10 protein-coding genes and 2 pseudogenes are annotated in these 16,430 nt (G+C 66.3%); 9 read left to right on the plus strand and 3 right to left on the minus strand.

What is annotated here, in order from left to right:
• The 3 genes and pseudogenes from ACQR2C_RS26160 to ACQR2C_RS26170 all read left to right on the plus strand — a co-directional run.
• Nucleotides 1–2,298, plus strand: a pseudogene (locus ACQR2C_RS26160) (hypothetical protein); the annotation flags it as partial.
• A complete protein-coding gene (locus tag ACQR2C_RS26165) occupies nt 2,298–5,564 on the plus strand; it encodes a hypothetical protein (protein WP_434882430.1) in 3,267 nt (1,088 codons plus the stop codon). The pseudogene ACQR2C_RS26160 and the gene ACQR2C_RS26165, both read left to right, overlap by 1 nt.
• 559 nt (nt 5,565–6,123) lie before the next feature.
• Nucleotides 6,124–6,270, plus strand: a pseudogene (locus ACQR2C_RS26170) (glycosyltransferase family 9 protein); the annotation flags it as partial.
• Between the two features lie 187 nt (nt 6,271–6,457).
• Here ACQR2C_RS26170 and ACQR2C_RS26175 read toward each other — a convergent pair.
• Genes ACQR2C_RS26175 through ACQR2C_RS26185 form a run of 3 tightly spaced genes read right to left on the minus strand, consistent with a single transcriptional unit; the run spans nt 6,458 to nt 9,647 of the window.
• Nucleotides 6,458–7,492, minus strand: coding sequence for a class II aldolase/adducin family protein (locus tag ACQR2C_RS26175; RefSeq protein ID WP_434882431.1), 1,035 nt, complete (start codon nt 7,490–7,492; stop codon nt 6,458–6,460).
• 14 nt (nt 7,493–7,506) lie between these two features.
• The gene (locus tag ACQR2C_RS26180) at nt 7,507–8,376 is read right to left on the minus strand and encodes a TIGR01459 family HAD-type hydrolase (protein ID WP_316237500.1); all 870 of its coding nucleotides are present in this window, start codon (nt 8,374–8,376) and stop codon (nt 7,507–7,509) included.
• Nucleotides 8,373–9,647, minus strand: a complete 1,275-nt coding sequence (locus tag ACQR2C_RS26185) for an FGGY-family carbohydrate kinase (protein WP_434882432.1) — start codon at nt 9,645–9,647, stop codon at nt 8,373–8,375. Before ACQR2C_RS26185 ends, ACQR2C_RS26180 begins: the two co-directional genes overlap by 4 nt.
• A 180-nt stretch (nt 9,648–9,827) precedes the next feature.
• On the opposite strand from ACQR2C_RS26185, the gene ACQR2C_RS26190 reads away from it, so the two are divergent.
• The 6 genes from ACQR2C_RS26190 (at nt 9,828) to ACQR2C_RS26215 (ending at nt 16,428) form a co-directional block, all read left to right on the plus strand.
• On the plus strand, nt 9,828–10,817 hold the full coding sequence (locus tag ACQR2C_RS26190; protein WP_434882475.1) for a sugar-binding transcriptional regulator: 990 nt from the start codon (nt 9,828–9,830) through the stop codon (nt 10,815–10,817).
• Between the two features lie 38 nt (nt 10,818–10,855).
• Complete coding sequence (locus ACQR2C_RS26195; RefSeq protein ID WP_434882433.1) at nt 10,856–12,295, plus strand: extracellular solute-binding protein; 1,440 nt, start codon at nt 10,856–10,858, stop codon at nt 12,293–12,295.
• Between the two features lie 102 nt (nt 12,296–12,397).
• Nucleotides 12,398–13,324: a carbohydrate ABC transporter permease gene (locus tag ACQR2C_RS26200; protein ID WP_434882434.1), complete on the plus strand. Its 927-nt coding sequence runs from the start codon at nt 12,398–12,400 to the stop codon at nt 13,322–13,324.
• A gap of 11 nt (nt 13,325–13,335) precedes the next feature.
• Nucleotides 13,336–14,193: a carbohydrate ABC transporter permease gene (locus ACQR2C_RS26205; protein ID WP_434882435.1), complete on the plus strand. Its 858-nt coding sequence runs from the start codon at nt 13,336–13,338 to the stop codon at nt 14,191–14,193.
• A gap of 6 nt (nt 14,194–14,199) precedes the next feature.
• Entirely contained in the window at nt 14,200–15,303 is a 1,104-nt protein-coding gene (locus tag ACQR2C_RS26210) for an ABC transporter ATP-binding protein (protein WP_434874456.1), read from the plus strand.
• 15 nt (nt 15,304–15,318) lie between these two features.
• The gene (locus ACQR2C_RS26215) at nt 15,319–16,428 is read left to right on the plus strand and encodes an ABC transporter ATP-binding protein (protein ID WP_434882476.1); all 1,110 of its coding nucleotides are present in this window, start codon (nt 15,319–15,321) and stop codon (nt 16,426–16,428) included.
• Nucleotides 16,429–16,430 lie beyond the last annotated feature (2 nt).

Genomic DNA, 16,430 nt, shown 5'->3' on the forward strand with positions numbered 1-16,430 from the left:
CCGCCACATATCCCGACCGGGACGCTGCAGTGCTCGAACTGCCACAGCAACACCGCGGCGAGCTTTGCCACCTACACCATGAACCACACCGCGGTGGCGACGGCACGCTGCGACAGCTGTCACAACGGCAGCTTCACCGGCCAAGGCACCAAGGGGGCGCTCGGCACCGCGTCGTTCCCGAACCACGTCGCGACCGGCGGAGCCGATTGCGTGAGTTGTCACAGCAAGGCCGCCAGCGGCGGATATGTGAGCTGGGGCGGCGCGGCGTTCACCCACTCCGCGGCCAACACCAATTGCTCAGCCTGCCACAATGGTTCGAGCGCGAAAGGCCTGACCACCCCGCCGCATATTCCGGTGACGGGTGTGCAGTGCTCGAACTGCCACAGCAACACCGCGGCGAGCTTCGCGACCTACACCATGAGCCATGCTGCCGTGCATGCCACGCGCTGCGACAGCTGTCACAACGGCTCGTATCGCAGCCAGGGCCGCAGGGGTGCGCAGGGGCCGGATCATAGCGCGAAGTCGCAGGATTGCGGCTGCTGCCACGTGCGCGCCGCCGCCAACTTTTCCACCTGGGACGACGACCCGCAGAAGCCGGCAGCGGGCTGCTCCACGACGGCGCGGTCGGTGGTTCCTGCTCAGGCCCCGGCCGTCAAGGCGGTGACGCCGGCCTCAACCGCCAACCGGACGATGACGGCAGCAACGAATCCCGATGCAGCACCCGGTACGAACGCTGCACCGGCTACATCTCAGGCCGGCGCTGCCGCCAAGCCTGCGGCGCCATCCAGTTCGACGCTCCTGTTCAGCAGCAAGCCGCTGGCGAACACGGCTGCGACGTCGACGGCCCCGACAGCGGGATCCGAAGCAGGGGCCTCCGCCAGTTCGTCCGGTTCCTCCAATCCCGACAGTTCGGCCAAAGCTGGCGGCGCGGCGGCGTCCGTGCCGCAGCCGTCGGGGACGCCGCCCCGAATGACATCCGCGACATCACCGCTCTCGCCGAATGATCCCCGCGGTAGGCTCTTGCCTCCAACCGATACGGGCAGCGACTCGCCGGAAGCGAAGAATGCCGGTCGGCTTCCGTCGCTGCTGCCGACGTTCAATCCGAGGGCAGGGCTTGCCGGATCGAGCACCACGGAGGCCGGTTCCAGATTCAATCACATGACGGCGCAAGGGCCATGCGCATCCTGCCATAACGGAATGACCGCGCCTGGCAAGCCGCCGAAGCACGTCGCAACCGCTGCGCCGTGTGAGACCTGTCACAAGAGCACGACGACGTTCAGCGGCGCCCGGTTCAGCCATACTGGAACGACGGCGGCCTGCGCGAGCTGTCACAACGGCATGGCCGCGACCGGCAAGCCGCCGAAGCATGTCGCGACCACTGCGCCGTGTGAGACCTGCCACAAGAGCACGACGACGTTCAGCGGTGCCCGCTTCAGCCACACCGGCACGATGGCGGCCTGCGCGAGCTGCCACAACGGCATGGCCGCGAGCGGCAAGCCGCAGAAGCACGTGGTCACCAACGCGCCCTGTGAGACCTGCCACAAGAGCACGACGACGTTCAGCGGCGCCCGCTTCAGCCACACCGGCACGATGGCGGCCTGCGCGAGCTGTCACAACGGCATGGCCGCGACGGGCAAGCCGCAGAAGCACGTCACGACGAATGCGCCGTGCGAGACCTGCCACAAGAGCACGACGACGTTCAGCGGCGCCCGCTTCAGCCACACCGGCACGATGGCGGCCTGTGCGAGCTGCCACAACGGCATGGCCGCGGGCGGCAAGCCCCAGAAGCACGTGGTCACCAGCGCGCCATGCGAAAGCTGCCACAAGAACACCGTGTCGTTCTCGGGCGCGCGGATGGATCACACCAGCCTGACGGCGCCATGTGCCAGCTGTCACAACGGCTCCAACGCCACCGGAAAGTCGCCGAAGCACTTCGTGACCAACGTCCCCTGCGAGAGCTGCCACCGGACGGTGAGCTGGAGCTCGGTCAATTACCGGCATATGTCGGCGAGCTATCCGAACCATAGCGCGGCCATCGGCTGCACCGCCTGCCACAGCGGCAACTCGCAGGCCGTTCTGTTCAAGTTCGCGGCCTACAAGCCCGACTGCGCTGCCTGCCACGCCAGTGATTTCCGCCCGCAGCAGCACGCCAAGCTCGTGAAGCCGGCGCCGATGGACTACACCGTCGCCGAGCTCAAGGACTGCACAGGCGCATGCCATATCTATGCTGACAAGTCGCAGACCACCATCGTCACCCGCCGCCAGCGGCAGCACCGGGTCAATGGAGGTGGCTGGTGATGCGCGGCTGCTTCAGACAAGCCGCGGCAGCGAGGTCGGCGGGATGGCTGATCGGTCTGCTGGCCGGCTTGCTCGCAATCCTGCTCGACGGGGTCTTTGGCGTTGCACCGGCCCAGCCGGTCATCGATCAGTTCGTCGCCAATGCAAATGCCACGACGATCGGAAACTGCAGCCTTCTGCGGGTCAATTTTCACGTTCGTGTCCGCTACACCGGGCATTTCCCGCTCGACCAAGGCAGCCAGCTCAGCGTCTCGCTGCAATTGGTCGACCGGGACGCCATCATGGCGCGGCGCCTGGTCAGGCGCGAAGGCGTGCGTGTCGACAATGCCCAGGGCTCCGGCCTCCAGGACGTCTATCTGACGCTCGATCAGAACAGGGGACCGATCCTCGTCGTCCAGTTTGCCAGCGAGTTCACCTATCAGATCGTCCAATCCGGCAGCTTCGAGCAGGTGGCGATCGTGGTTGCCCGAAAGGGTCCGGTGTCGGCGTGCAAGGTGAAGGCCCTGGTGCCGAGCGTAGCCGCCCCGGATGCGCCGAAACCGGTTGCGGTCCCCGGTGCGGCGGCGTCGGTCCGCAACGACAATCGCACGATGCAGCAGGCCTCCGCCGCGGACATCCGGTTTGCGGAGGCGTCGATGGACGAGGCTCGCGCGTCGATCAAGAAAGGCAATTTCAGCGCCGCGATCGAGCTCCTGAGGAAGGTGCTGAAACTCCCCGAGAACGGCTCGAGCGCCGAGGCGCAGGAGCTGCTCGGCGTGGCGCGGCAGAAGGCTGGCCAGACCGCTGCCGCGCAGGCGGAGTATGAAGACTATCTGCGCCGCTATCCGACTGGCGAGGGCGCCGAGCGGGTGAGGCAGCGACTCGCCGCGCTTCTCACCGCAACCAGCAGCGCGCCGGCGCGGCCGCGCGACATGCCTTCCGTCACGCCCGACGGCGGAGACATGGGGGCAGGCATGCCGACCAAGGCGGCAGGGCCGAACGGCGACACCCGCTGGTCGATGTCGGGCAGCCTCTCGACCACCTTCATCACCAACGACACGACCAGCGCCGTCAAGGACAGAGCGATTGCGCCGAATCCGAATGCGGATCCCGACGCGCACCGCGTGCATCAGAACACGCTGCTGACCAATTTCGACTTTCTCGGCACCGCCGATAACGATCGCATCAGGACCAAGTTCAGGCTGGCGTTCACCCATGAGCGCCAGTTCGATACCGGGAACGACAAATACGGCGTCTCGACCGCGCAGGTCGATTACACGCTGAAGGAGGCCGACGTGACGCTGCGCGTCGGACGGCAATCCCGCAACACCGGCGGCGTGATCGGCCGCTTCGACGGCGCGGTGCTGAGCTGGCAGAAGAGCCCGGGGCTGCGCTTGAACGTGCTCGCGGGCTCGCCGAACTGGAGCCGCTTCGACGCACCGTTCAAGGATGGCAAGACGCTCTATGGCGCAAGCATCGACTTCGGCAAGATCCTGGGTGGCCTCGAGACCACGGTCTACCTGATCACGCAATACGACCGCAACATCGTCGACCGCCAGGCCATCGGCGCCGAATTCCGCTATTTCGACGCCAACAAGTCGCTGCTCGGCCTGATCGACTACGACACGCATTTCCGCGCGCTCAATGCCGCCGTGTTCTCGGGAACGTATACGTTCGAGGACAAGTCGGTCATCAACGCCTCGTTCGACTATCGAAGAGTGCCATTTCTCTCGACCTGGAATGCGCTGCAGGGGCAGCCCTTCCTCACCCTCTACGACATGATGAAGTTCAATACCGCGGGCGAGATCAGGCAGCTCGCGATCGACCGTACGCCGACGTTCCAGTCGGCGATGGTGAGCTACTCGCGGCCATTGAATGAGACTTGGCAGGTTGCTGCCGATGCCACGGTGACCAATCTCACCGGCACGCTGCCGTCCGGCGGCGTCGACGGCACGCCGGCGAGCGGCCTCGAATATTATCTGTCGGCCCAGCTGACCGGGAACGGCATCATCAAGCCGGGCGATCTGTTCATGGGTGCGCTGCGCTACGCGAGCCTGGCGGACTCCAAGTTCTACGTTCTCGATCTTGCCACGCGCTATCCGATCACGCCAGATCTTGCCATCAGCCCGCGGCTGCGGGCGGGGTACAGGTCCGGGACCCGGACCGACCTGAAGGAGTACACGGTTCTGCCGTCGCTGCTGGTCAGCTATCTCTGGTCGAAGGAGATCAGCCTGGAAACGGAGATCGGCTATCGGTTCGTCGACAGCACGCTCGCCAACGTCAAGACGACGACCAAGGACCTGTTCGCGACGGTCACGTTGCGGCGCGATTTCAACGCCGACGGTGTCACGAAGTGCAACGCCTCGATCGTCAGTTGCGCCTGGGCCAGGCCTGCAGCGTTGCAGGGCGGGCAGGGGGCAGGCTCGGGCGACATGCCGCTGCAATCGCGCGCGTCGATCCTGCCGTCCTACATGCTGGAGACCGGTGTGCGCTACTGGTTCAGCTCCGGGCAGAATCGCTACCGCTATTTCGCCGATCAGGCTGCGACGCTTCAGGTCTCCCGGCTCGCCTATGGCGGCATGACCGGGCACAGCGGCGAGATGTTCTTCAGGATCGATGCGCTCGACGGTCCGTTCACCAACATGTTTCTGAAGGGCTATATAGGGGCGGGCAAGATCAGCTCGGGCACGCTCGTCGACGAGGACTTCGCTCCGTTCGTCAATCCGTCGTCCAAGACCGTCAGCAGCGTGGGCGGGGGGCTGCAATATGCAAATCTCGATGTCGGTTTCAACCTGCTGGAGACCGAACGCTTCCGGCTCGGCGCCTTCGTCGGCTATCAATATTGGACGGAGACGGTGGACGCGCGGGGCTGCACCCAGGTGGGCGGCAATCCGACGATCTGCGCTCCTGCGCTGGGGCCGGGCGTGAAGGTGGTGACCGAGCAGGATCGCTGGCATAGCGGACGGGCCGGTGTCTCCCTCGACACGCGGCTGTCAGACCGGCTGAGCTGGCAGGCGGAGGCCGCCTATGTCTGGACCACGCAGAATGCGATCGACACGCACTATTTCACGTTCGGGCGCGATCCCGCCTCAGGGCAAGGAAGCGGCTTCCAGGCCGAGACCGTGCTGAACTACCAGTTGACCGACAATTTCCGCATCGGCATCGGTGGGCGCTGGTGGCATCTCAGCACCAATGCCGTCGATTCGTTCAACCAGGTCCTGAGATATACGACGGAGCGCTATGGCGTCTTCCTCCAGGGCTCCTACCAGTTCAATCGGGCAAAATAGCCGGCCGGAGGCGTCCAATCATGAACGACCGGACGGCCATCCGGCCTTCGCGGGACAAACCATCATCATCGCCGCCGATGAAGGACTGGGCGATATGATCCAGTTCGTCCGCTACGTCCCGATGGTCGCAGCGCTGGGCGCGCGCGTGATCCTCGCCGTTCAAGAGCCGTTGCTTCCGCTGTTGTCGAACATGCCAGGAATTTCGCAGTGTGTTCCGGTCGCGGAGGCCAGCGACCTTGCGGGAGTGGATGTCCAGTGTCCGATCATGAGCTTGTCGCTTGCCTTTCGGACGACACTGGCCACGATTCCAGCGCCGGTGTCCTATTTGCCGGCGCCTGATCCGGATCGGATCCAACTCTGGCAGGAGCGCCTTGGCATCCCGGAGAAATTGCGGATCAGCCTGGTCTGGTCAGGCAATCCCAACCACCTCGACGACCACAATCGTTCCATCCCCTTGCGCATGTTTTCCCGCCTGCTCCGCGAGGATGCGGCGTTCATCAGCCTGCAGAAGGAGCCGAAGGCCGAAGACAAGGCCGTGCTCCAGGAGACGAGCGGGATCATGGACCTGACGGGTCAACTTGCCGATTTCGCCGATAACGCCGCGCTGATCTCATGTCTGGATCTCGTGATCACGGTCGATACCAGTGTCGCTCATCTCGCCGGCACGCTTGGCTGTCCGACCTGGACGCTCCTGTCGTACACGCCGGACTATCGCTGGCTGCTCGATCGTGACGACAGCGTCTGGTATCCGCGCATTCGCCTGTTCCCTCAGCGCGAAAGGCGCGATTGGCGCGAGGTCATCGATCAGGTCGGAGATGCACTTCGCCAACGGATCGTGGCGAGGGCGTCGTCCCCGCCGGTCTCGAGCGATGATCGCGTGATCCTTCGCCGCTTCAATTCGACGACTGGCGGCTTGCCGTCAGTTGCTGGCGGTAACGTTCGGCGTCCCAGTTGTGCAGCAACTGCTCGTGCTGCGAGGAGAGATAGCCGATATCGGCCGATAGCGGCAGGCGGCTGGTCACGAGCGCGAGGCAGCTCAGCATGGCCTCGGCGCCCGGGCTGGCGTCGCTGCGGATGATGGCACCGAGACCCGGCGCGAGCGCTGCGACGGGCGCGGGCAGGCGGCTCGCTTCGGCGCGCGCGAGCAGCGTGGCGAGGTCGCTGGCGCTCTCGATCGTCGGCAGGCCCGGGCCGAGAAACACGACGTGGTCCGGATACAATGAGCCGCCGGTCGCGATGGCGCGGTTGAACGGATCGGTGGCGATGCCGTGGCTGGCAGCATCCTGCGGCAGGCGATAGGCGGTGCCGGCGCACAGACGGCGCAAGGCCGCTGCGTCGGCAGCAGGCGCCGGGCGTACCGGCAGCGCCAGCCGGTGCTCGACGTCATGGACCAGCGCCTCGGCCTGATCGCAGCTCTCGGCACCGACGACGAGGCCGTGATTGCCGAGGGTCAGCACGTCGATGCGGTCGCGCGCGACGATGGCGCTCACTGCGCGCGCCAGCGGCAGCCCGGGATGAAAGTAATCGAGATGGCGCCAGGCGAGCCCGTCCAGCCGCGCCGCAAAGTCATCGCGCGCATCGCGCCGCGCCGCCCAGGCGATGGTGTTGACGGCGTGCACGTGCAGCACGATCCGGTGCGGCAGCAGCGCATGCAGCGCGGTCTCGATCGAGGCGCGCAGGGGACCGGGAGCGGCCAGCGGAATGCGCTCGTCGTCAGCGGCGAGCGCGTCGCGCGCCGCCGGCAGGAGCACAGGCACGAAGATGTCCTTCGCGTCGGCATCGGCAAGCCAGGTGCCGGACGCCTTCACCCACAGCACATCATCCTGCTTGAGCGAGGAGTTGCCGCCGGCGCCTTGCACCAGCTCGATGTTGCGGCCGACCCGCGCCGACATCCGGCGCAACTCCTGAAGCTCGGCTGGCTCGCGCATTTCGCATCTCCTTCTCACCAAGAAAGGTGCTGCATCGTCCAGTTCGGCATGCGGCCGGGCGAAGCTGCGAGCTTGCGCGTTGCCGCAGCCAGGTCGGGCGCGCCGGCCAAGGTCGTGCGATGCACGCCATCGCCGAGCAGCAGGCTCTGCAGGCCTGCGGCGCGGGCGCCGGCGACGTCATGGTCGAGCGAGTCGCCGATCATCAGCACGCGGTGCGGATCCGGATCGCCGAGCTGCTCCAGCGCAGCCGCGAAGATCGGCTGATACGGCTTGCCGACGAAGCTCACCGGGCCGCCGAGCCACTCATAGGCGCGGGCCAGCGTGCCGGGTGCCGGCACGAGGCCGGCTGCACCGAACATCATCAGGTCGGGATTGGCACAGATCATCGGCACGCCCCGTGCCGCTGCTCCGGTGAATCGGTCGCGCCAGAGGTCCGGCTCGGCGAGGTCGTCATCGAGGCCGCCGAGCAGGATGAAGTCGGCGTCCCGCATATCCGTCACGAGGACGAGATCGAGCCCGTCGATCAGCGAGCAGTCGCCGCCCCTGGTGATCAGGAAGCAGGCGCTGCCGCAATCGGTGAACGGCGCGCGCGTCCGGTCGCGTAGTCCGCTCCAGGTCACCTCGCCCGAGGTGAGAATGCCGTCATAGGCCGAGCGCGGCAGGCCGAGCCGGGCGAGGCGCTCGGCATTGGCGCTCGCGCGCTTGCCGGAGTTCGACAGCACCAGGATCTGCTTGCCGGCCTCGCGCAGCCGCAGGACGCAGTCGTGAGCCGCCGGAAGCACGGTCCTGCCGTCATGCAACGTGCCCCATTGATCGAGCAGGACGTGATCGAACCGCTCGGCGATGGCGGACAGGCCGCTGATCTCGCACGCTGCCGCCGTCATTGCGGCGGTCCCTGCAGCGCCAGCAGCGCCGTGCCGTAGCTCGCTTCGGTCTGCGCGGCGACGCTGACGGGCACGCCAATGATGCGCCGGCGGATATCGGTCCAGGCGTCGTTCCGGGCGCCGCCGCCGATGCTGATCACCCGCCGCAGCGCGGGCGCGCCGAGCGCCTGGAGACGCTGATAGGCCATCGCCTCGACGCTTGCGATGCCTTCGAGCAGCGCCTGGAAGAAGCGGTGATCCTCGGCCGGGCGCGGCGTGATCTTTGGTGCGAGGGCGGGGTCGGCGATGGGGAAGCGCTCGCCGGGTTTGGGCAGCGGATAGTAGTCGAGCCCGGTGGGCTCGTCCGGGCGCAGCAGCGGGGTCATGCGGTCCATGTCGGCGGCGGTGAAATGCGCGAGCAGCGCGGCGCCACCGGAATTCGATGCACCCCCGGCGAGCCATTTGTCACCGAGGCGGTGCGAGTAGACACCCTGATCGGCGGCGAAGATCGGCTGCGTCGCGACCAGCTTCACCACCAGCGTGGTGCCGAGCGAGGTCACCGCATCGCCTGGCGTATCGGCGCCGGTGGCGATGAAGGCGGCGACGCCGTCGGTGGTGCCGGCGACGATGCGCGCCGACGGCGACAGACCAAGCGCGCGCGCGGTCGACGGATCGATGTCGGCGAATGGCGTGCCCGGCACCAGAATGCTCGGCAGCACGTCGCGGGGAACGCCGAGCTGATCGATCCAGCGCGGCCATTCGCGCCTGACGGGATCATAGCCGAGCTTCAGCGCGTTGTTCTCGTCGCTGACGCCGTGGCGGCCGGCGAGGCGTCCGGCGATCCAGTCGGCCTGATGCACGGCGTGCCGCGCGCCGCTGGTGGAGGCGAGCAGATGCAGCAGCTTGGCGAGCGGGCTGCTCGTGCCATGCGCGCCGCTCTCGGGCGGCGCCACCGCGGCGATCCGCCTGGCTTCGTCGACCGCGCGCGCATCGTTGTACATCAGTCCGTGCGAGCGGGGCCGTCCGTCGGCGTCGATCAGCAGCAAGGTGCCCGAGGTGCCGTCGACCGCGATGCGCGCGATGGCGCCGGGATCGACGATCCTGCCGAGCTTGTCGAGCGCCGCGACCGTCGCCTGCCACCACAGCTCGGGATCCTGGTCGACGGCGTTGCCGTCCTGGCGCGGCGCGGCGAGCGGAACGGCGGCTGCGCCCTTGATCTCGCCGCGCGCGTCGACGGCGCAGGCGCGCACACCGCTCGTGCCCACGTCGATGCCGACAAACAACTCCGTCATGCGACCTCATCCCGTTGTGCGTCGGCGAGCATGCCTGTGCTTGCCCGGCGCGTCATCCCTGACGCGCTGCAGCACGTTTGGGGGATTGACGGCCGGATCGCCGTCTGCAATTTTTTGCAAGGTGTGAAGAAATTTGCAAGCAGGCATTCAAGCGTGACGACAGCTTCCGACAGGGCGTCGATGGTGGACGGCGAGGCTTCGCTGGCGACGCGCGCCGCATGGCTGTATTTCGCGGCCGGGCTGACGCAGTCGGAGGTCGCCGATCGGCTCAACATCCAGAGCACGAAGGCGCATCGCCTGATCGCGCGCGCCAGCCGCGAGGGCATGATCCGTGTCTTCGTCGAGGGTCCCGTCGCCGAATGCGTCGCACTCGAGAACGCGCTGGCCGAACGCTACGGGCTCGACTTCTGCCGTGTCGCGCCGGATCTCGGCGAGGGCGACCTGCCGCTGAAGGCGCTGGCGCTGGAGGGCGCGAGCTTCCTGCGCCAGGTGCTGGAGCGCGGCGACGACAAGATCATCGGTGTCGGCCACGGCCGCACGCTCGCGGCCGTGGTGGCGCAACTGCCGCAGACGCCGGCGCGCGACGTGCAGTTCGTGTCGCTGCTCGGTGGCCTGACGCGCAAATTCGCCGCCAATCCGTTCGACGTGATCCATCGACTGGCCGAGCGCACCGGCGCCGAAGCCTATCTGCTGCCGGTGCCCGTGTTCGCCAACTCCGTCGCCGACCGCTGCGTGCTGATGCAGCAGTTCGGCATTGCCGACGTGTTTGCTCTCGCGCAGAAGGCTTCGCTGCTGTTCGTCGGCATCGGCCAGATCCATGCCGACGGCTTCCTGGTGTCGAGCGGCATGATCAAGCCGGACGAGGTCGTCGAGCTGAAGCGCGCCGGCGCCTGCGCCGACCTGCTCGGGCATTTCTTCAACGCCCAGGGCGAGCTGCTCGACCTCGATCTTTCGGCGCGGGCCACCTCGATGGCCGCTGCCGATCTGAAGAAACACCGCATCGTCGCCATCGGCGGCGGCGAGGCGAAGATCACGGCCCTGCGCGCTGTGCTGCGCAGCGGCTTCCTGAATGGCCTCATCATCGACGAGGCGACCGCTCAGGCATTGGCGACTGACAAGCCGGAGAAGACATCCGGCAACTCCAAGAACAAGAGTCGGAAGGGCAGGTAACGCGAACACGTCTCTACAAAAAACAAAGGGAGGGTTGAATGTACGATCGTGAGAAGAATCTCTTTGCGTCCTATGCCGGCAAGCGCATCAGCCGGCGTGATCTGCTCGACGGTGCCGCCAAGCTCGGCATTGCCGGTGTCGCCGCCAATGCCGCCTTTGCGTCCGCGATGTCGAAGGCGATGGCCGCTGACTTCAATTGGAAGGCGCATAGCGGCAAGACCGTCAAGCTGCTCTTGAACAAGCATCCTTACGTCGATGCGATGATCGGCGACATCGAGGCGTTCAAGAGTCTCACCGGCATGAACGTCACCTACGACATCTTCCCGGAGGACGTCTATTTCGACAAGGTGACGGCGGCGCTGTCGTCGAAGTCCGACCAGTACGACGCCTTCATGACCGGCGCCTACATGACCTGGACCTATGGTCCGGCCGGCTGGATCGAGGACCTCAACACCTACATCAAGGATCCCGCCAAGACCAATCCGGCGTTCGCCTGGAACGACGTGCTGCCCGGACTGCGGTCGTCGACGGCCTGGGATGGCGTCGCCGGCTCCGAGCTCGGCTCCGGCAAGGCCAAGCAGTGGTGCATCCCGTGGGGCTACGAGCTCAACAACATCACCTATAACCGCAAGATATTCGACAAGGTCGGCGTCAAGCCGCCGAAGAACCTCGACGAGATGCTCGACGTCGCGGCCAAGATCACCAAGGATGCCGGCGGTCCCTACGGCGTCGGTGTGCGCGGCTCGCGCTCCTGGGCCACCATCCATCCGGGCTTCCTGTCGGCCTACGCCAATTTCGGCCAGAAGGATTTCGTGATGGAGGGCGGCAAGCTCAAGGCCGCGATGAATACAAAGGCCTCGAAGGACTTCCACGAGAAGTGGGTCAGGATGATCCAGGGCTCGGGTCCGAAGAACTGGTCGACCTACACCTGGTACCAGGTCGGCACTGATCTGGGCGCCGGCGCCTCCGGCATGATCTTCGACGCCGACATTCTCGGCTATTTCATGAACGGCGGCGAGAACAAGGAGCGCGGCAATCTTGGCTACGCGCCGTTTGCAGCCAATCCGGCCGCCAAGGCGCCGACGCCGAACGTCTGGATCTGGTCGCTGGCGATGTCGAGCTTCTCCAAGCAGAAGGACGCGGCCTGGACCTTCATGCAGTGGGCGGCTTCGGTCGAGCATGATCTGTTCGGCGCGCGCAAGATGGACTTCGTCAATCCGGTCCGCGCCTCCGTTTGGAAGGACAGCGAGTTCCGCGACCGCATCGCGAAGTCCTATCCGGGCTATCTCGAGCAGCACGACCTCTCGGCACCGGGAGCGAAGATCTACTTCACGGCGCAGCCGCTGTTCTTCGACCTCACGACGGAGTGGGCGGCCTCGCTGCAGAAGATGGTGGCCAAGGAGGTCAGCGTCGATGAAGGCCTCGACAAGTTGGCCGACAGCATCAACCGTCAGTTGAAGCAGGCCGGCCTCGGCTGAGCCCAGGCGCACTCTCCATGACCACCCGCCGGTCCGGCCGCTCCCCCACGGGCGTCCGGACCGGCCCATCACTGCGAATGTGTGATCACGTCTGTCATGAGCATGGCTGAACTTATCGAGACCCCGGCGGTGCCGCGCCGCACGAAACGCTGGCGCGGGCGGTTGCTGCCGTATCTCTTGAGCCTGCCGGCGCTGCTGGTCTGCATCGCCATCCTGGTGCCGTTCGTGACCGCGGCGATCTATTCGCTGCAGCGCTACCGGCTCAACCTGCCTTACTTACGCGGCTTCATCGGCGTCGACAACTACATCGACTTCCTGTCCGATCCGGCGTTCTGGAATACGCTGCGGATCTCGCTCGTCTACACCGCGGTGACCGTGATCGCCGAGCTGCTGCTCGGCCTCGGCATCGCGCTGCTGCTGCGGCGGCCGACGCGCTTCCACAACGCTGTCTCGATCATGCTGCTGCTGCCGCTGATGACGGCGCCGGCGATCGCGGCGCTGATGTGGAAGCTGATGACCAATCCGAGCTTCGGCATCCTGTCCTATCTTGTCGGCCTGTTCGGCGCGCACGACTTCAAGTGGGCGTCCGATCCGTCGACCGCGCTGTTCACCGTCGTGCTGGTCGACGTCTGGGTCTACACGCCCTTTATCATGATCCTGCTCTTGGCCGGCCTGCGCTCGCTGCCGCGGCAGCCGTTCGAGGCGGCGGCGCTCGACGGCGTGCCGGCGAGCTTCGTGTTCTTCCGCATCACCCTGCCCATGCTCGCGCCCTACATCATCACGGCGTCGCTGTTCCGGCTGCTCGACTCCATCCAGCAGTTCGACATCGTCTATGCGATGACCCAAGGCGGCCCCGGCGACCGGCTGATGGTGTTCCAGGTGCAGGCCTATCTGGAATTTTTCCAGTACACCAATGTCGGACGCTCGGCGGCGCTTTTGATGATCCTGTGGCTGATCACCAACATCCTGTCGAACATCTTCATCAAGAACTGGCTGCGGCTGCGCGAACGCGCCCACGGTCACGCCTGAGGAGGCCGCCGATGGATCATTCCAGTCTCGCCGGGCGCATCTTCCGCGGCATCGCGCTCGCGCTGGTGCTCGTCTTCTTCATGTTCCCGATCGTCTGGATCCTCATGATGTCGTTCCAGAGCAACGAGCAGATCCTGCGTATCCCGCCGCGCATATTCTTCGAGCCGACGCTCGCCAATTACGAGGCGCTGATCTCCGGCCAGTTGCGTACGGCCGCCGGCAATCTGCAGATCTCGTTCATGCGTAACCTCATGAACAGCTTCATCCTGTCAAGCGCCTCGGTGGTCCTGGCACTGCTGCTCGGCGTGCCCGCGGCCTATGCGTTCGCGCGGTTCAAGTTCAAGCTCGGCGAGACCATCGCGTTCACGCTGCTGTCGTTCCGCTTCGCGCCGCCGCTCCTGGTGCTGCTGCCGCTGTCGCTGTACTACCAGCAGCTCGGCTTGAACGACACGTATTTCGGCATCGTCTGGGTCTACCAGCTGATCGCGCTGCCGCTGATCCTGTGGATCGTGCGCGGCTATTTCGAGGACATCAGCCCCGACATCGAGCATGCCTACCGGCTGGCGGGGCATTCCTGGCGCGAGGCGTTCACCCGGATCGCCGTCCCGCTGGCGGGACCCGGGATCGCGGCGGCGGGCTTGCTGTCCTTCATCTTCTGCTGGAACAATTTCGTGTTCGCGCTGATCCTGGCCTCCGCCGACAAGCAGCCGGTGACGGTGGGCGCGCTCGCCTTCGTGACGGCGTCCGGCATCCAATATGGCCAGATCGCAGCCGCAATCGTGCTGTCGGTGACGCCGACCTTGCTGCTCGCGCTCTATGCGCAGCGCTATCTGGTCGAAGGTCTCTCGCTCGGTGCAGTGAAGGGTTGAGGATACATGGCGCGTCTCGAACTCCAATCGGTCGACAAGAGCTTCGGCGCCGCAAGCTGCGCCAAGGGCGTGTCGCTCGCGGTCGAGCCCGGCGAGATCGTCGCGGTGTTCGGCCCGTCCGGGAGCGGCAAGACCGTGCTGCTGCGCATGATCGCCGGCATGTTCGAGCCTGATGCGGGCGACATCCTGGTCGGGGGCCGTTCGATCGTCGATGCGGCGCCGGAGCAGCGCGGCATCGGCATGGCGTTCCAGAACTTTGCGCTGTTTCCGCATATGAGCGCGCGAGACAACATCGCCAGCGGCCTGCGGGCGACGGGGAGCGCCGACGTCGCCGCGAAAGTTGCGGCGATGAGCCGGCTCCTGAAGATCGAGCACGTGCTCGGCCACAAGCCGCGCGAATTGTCCAACGGCCAGAAGCAGCGCACCGCGCTGGCGCGCGCTCTGATCGGCAATCCTGAGGTGCTGCTGCTCGACGATCCCTTGCGCAACGTCGATGCCAAGCTGCGCTACGAGATGCGGCTGGAGCTGCCGAGCCTGCTGCGCCGGAGCTCTGCGGCGGTGCTTTATGTGACGCAGGATTATCGCGAGGCGATGGCGATCGCCGATCGCATTGCCGTGCTGATCAATGGCCGCCTGGTGCAGGTGGCGCGTCCGGAGGAGATCTATGCGCGGCCCGCGTCGGTTGCGGTGGCGCGGCTGTTCGGCGATCCCAGCATCAATCTCTCGGAGGTCGTGCCGGTGGTGGAGCAGGGCCGGTTGATAGCGGCTATCGCCGGGACGCAGGTCCGGCTCGATGTCGACGATCTGCCGGCGGATGCGCGGGAGCGCTGCTGGCTGGGCGTGCGGCCGGACGATGTCGCGGTGACGCGCCATGGCGGTGAAGGCGCGATCCCCGCGCGCACCGTCGCCGTCACTCCGATTCATGAGCGTGCCGTGGTGCTGCTGCGCTTTGCTGACGGATCCGAGTGGCTGGCGGCGCTGGCGCCCGAGGCGCTGGAAGCCGGCGCCGACGAGGACGTGTTCGTGCGGTTCGCGCCCGAATCTGCGTTGCTGTTCGACCATGCGACGGGAAACCGTATTGGTGTCTTGCCGCGGCGGCAGGCGGCGTGAGGATGTGAGATGGGCATGCTCGAGATCCGCAACGTCGACAAGGTCTATCACCGTCGAGGCAAGGCGCCGGTTCACGCGGTGCGCGCGCTCGACATGGAGGTGAAGGCCGGCGAGATCGTCGCGCTGCTCGGCTCGTCCGGCTGCGGCAAGACCTCGACCTTGCGCATGATCGCCGGCTTCGAGAGTGTGAGCTCTGGATCGATCGCGCTGGCGCAGCGGCCGATCCATGATCTGGCGCCGGCGAAGCGCAGGGTCGCGATGGCGTTCGAAGGCTATTCGCTGTATCCGCCGCTGACGGTGCGCGAGAATATCGCCTTCGCCCTGAAGGCGCAGCAGTTGTCGCGCGTCGAGATCGCCCACCGCGTCGACAGCATCGCCCGCCTGGTCGAGATCGAGGACATTCTCGATCATCATCCGCGCGCGCTCTCCGGCGGCCAGCAGCAGCGGGTGTCGCTGGCGCGGGCGCTGGTGCGCGATGCCGACCTTTATCTGCTCGACGAGCCGATGGGCCAGTTGGAGCCGCAATTGCGCGCGGTGCTGCGCGGCCGCATCAAGGGCCTGCTCGCCGAGCGCGGCATGACCGCGATCTTCGTGACCCATGACCAGACCGAGGCGAGCGCGCTCGCCGATCGCATCGCCGTCATGGAAGACGGTGTGCTGCAACAGTTCGCCGGCGAACGGGAGTTGAAGAACCGCCCGGCCAATCTGTTCGTCGCGAGCTTCATCGGCGAGCCGCCGATGAACCTGCTGGAGACTGTGGTGACGCAGGAGGAAGGCGGGTTCCGCTTGTCTGTCGGCTCCGATGTTGCCTTTCATATTCCCGGGCAGACGTTGGACGTGGCAGGACAGCAGACGCTGGTGCGGACCGATCGGATCAAGGTCGGCATCCGGCCGCAGCGGATCGCGATCGGCAGCGGCGAGGCGCGGCTGCGCGTGGTCTCCAACCAGTGGCTCGGCGATCAGTCGCATATTGCGGGCGAATGCGCCGGTCATCTGCTGGTCGCGGTGACATCGAGCAAGATCGCGGCGCGGCCGGGCGATGTCGTGCCCTGCGCGCTGGAGTCACGCCATCTCCACATTTTCGGCGCCGACGGCATCTGCGTCCGCCACGCGGAGGCGCGCTGACC

The sequence above is a fragment of the Bradyrhizobium sp. HKCCYLRH3061 genome (assembly GCF_051168015.1).
Classification (GTDB): Bacteria; Pseudomonadota; Alphaproteobacteria; order Rhizobiales; family Xanthobacteraceae; genus Bradyrhizobium.

What these genes read in the sequence shown, in the direction of transcription:
- ACQR2C_RS26175 (WP_434882431.1), bottom strand. Translation starts at nt 7,492, where the DNA reads ATGCGCGAGCCAGCCGAGCTTCAGGAGTTGCGCCGGATGTCGGCGCGG.
- ACQR2C_RS26215 (WP_434882476.1), top strand. Translation starts at nt 15,319, where the DNA reads ATGCTCGAGATCCGCAACGTCGACAAGGTCTATCACCGTCGAGGCAAG.
- ACQR2C_RS26205 (WP_434882435.1), top strand. Translation starts at nt 13,336, where the DNA reads ATGGATCATTCCAGTCTCGCCGGGCGCATCTTCCGCGGCATCGCGCTC.
- ACQR2C_RS26200 (WP_434882434.1), top strand. Translation starts at nt 12,398, where the DNA reads ATGGCTGAACTTATCGAGACCCCGGCGGTGCCGCGCCGCACGAAACGC.
- ACQR2C_RS26190 (WP_434882475.1), top strand. Translation starts at nt 9,828, where the DNA reads ATGGTGGACGGCGAGGCTTCGCTGGCGACGCGCGCCGCATGGCTGTAT.
- ACQR2C_RS26180 (WP_316237500.1), bottom strand. Translation starts at nt 8,376, where the DNA reads ATGACGGCGGCAGCGTGCGAGATCAGCGGCCTGTCCGCCATCGCCGAG.
- ACQR2C_RS26165 (WP_434882430.1), top strand. Translation starts at nt 2,298, where the DNA reads ATGCGCGGCTGCTTCAGACAAGCCGCGGCAGCGAGGTCGGCGGGATGG.
- ACQR2C_RS26210 (WP_434874456.1), top strand. Translation starts at nt 14,200, where the DNA reads ATGGCGCGTCTCGAACTCCAATCGGTCGACAAGAGCTTCGGCGCCGCA.
- ACQR2C_RS26195 (WP_434882433.1), top strand. Translation starts at nt 10,856, where the DNA reads ATGTACGATCGTGAGAAGAATCTCTTTGCGTCCTATGCCGGCAAGCGC.
- ACQR2C_RS26185 (WP_434882432.1), bottom strand. Translation starts at nt 9,647, where the DNA reads ATGACGGAGTTGTTTGTCGGCATCGACGTGGGCACGAGCGGTGTGCGC.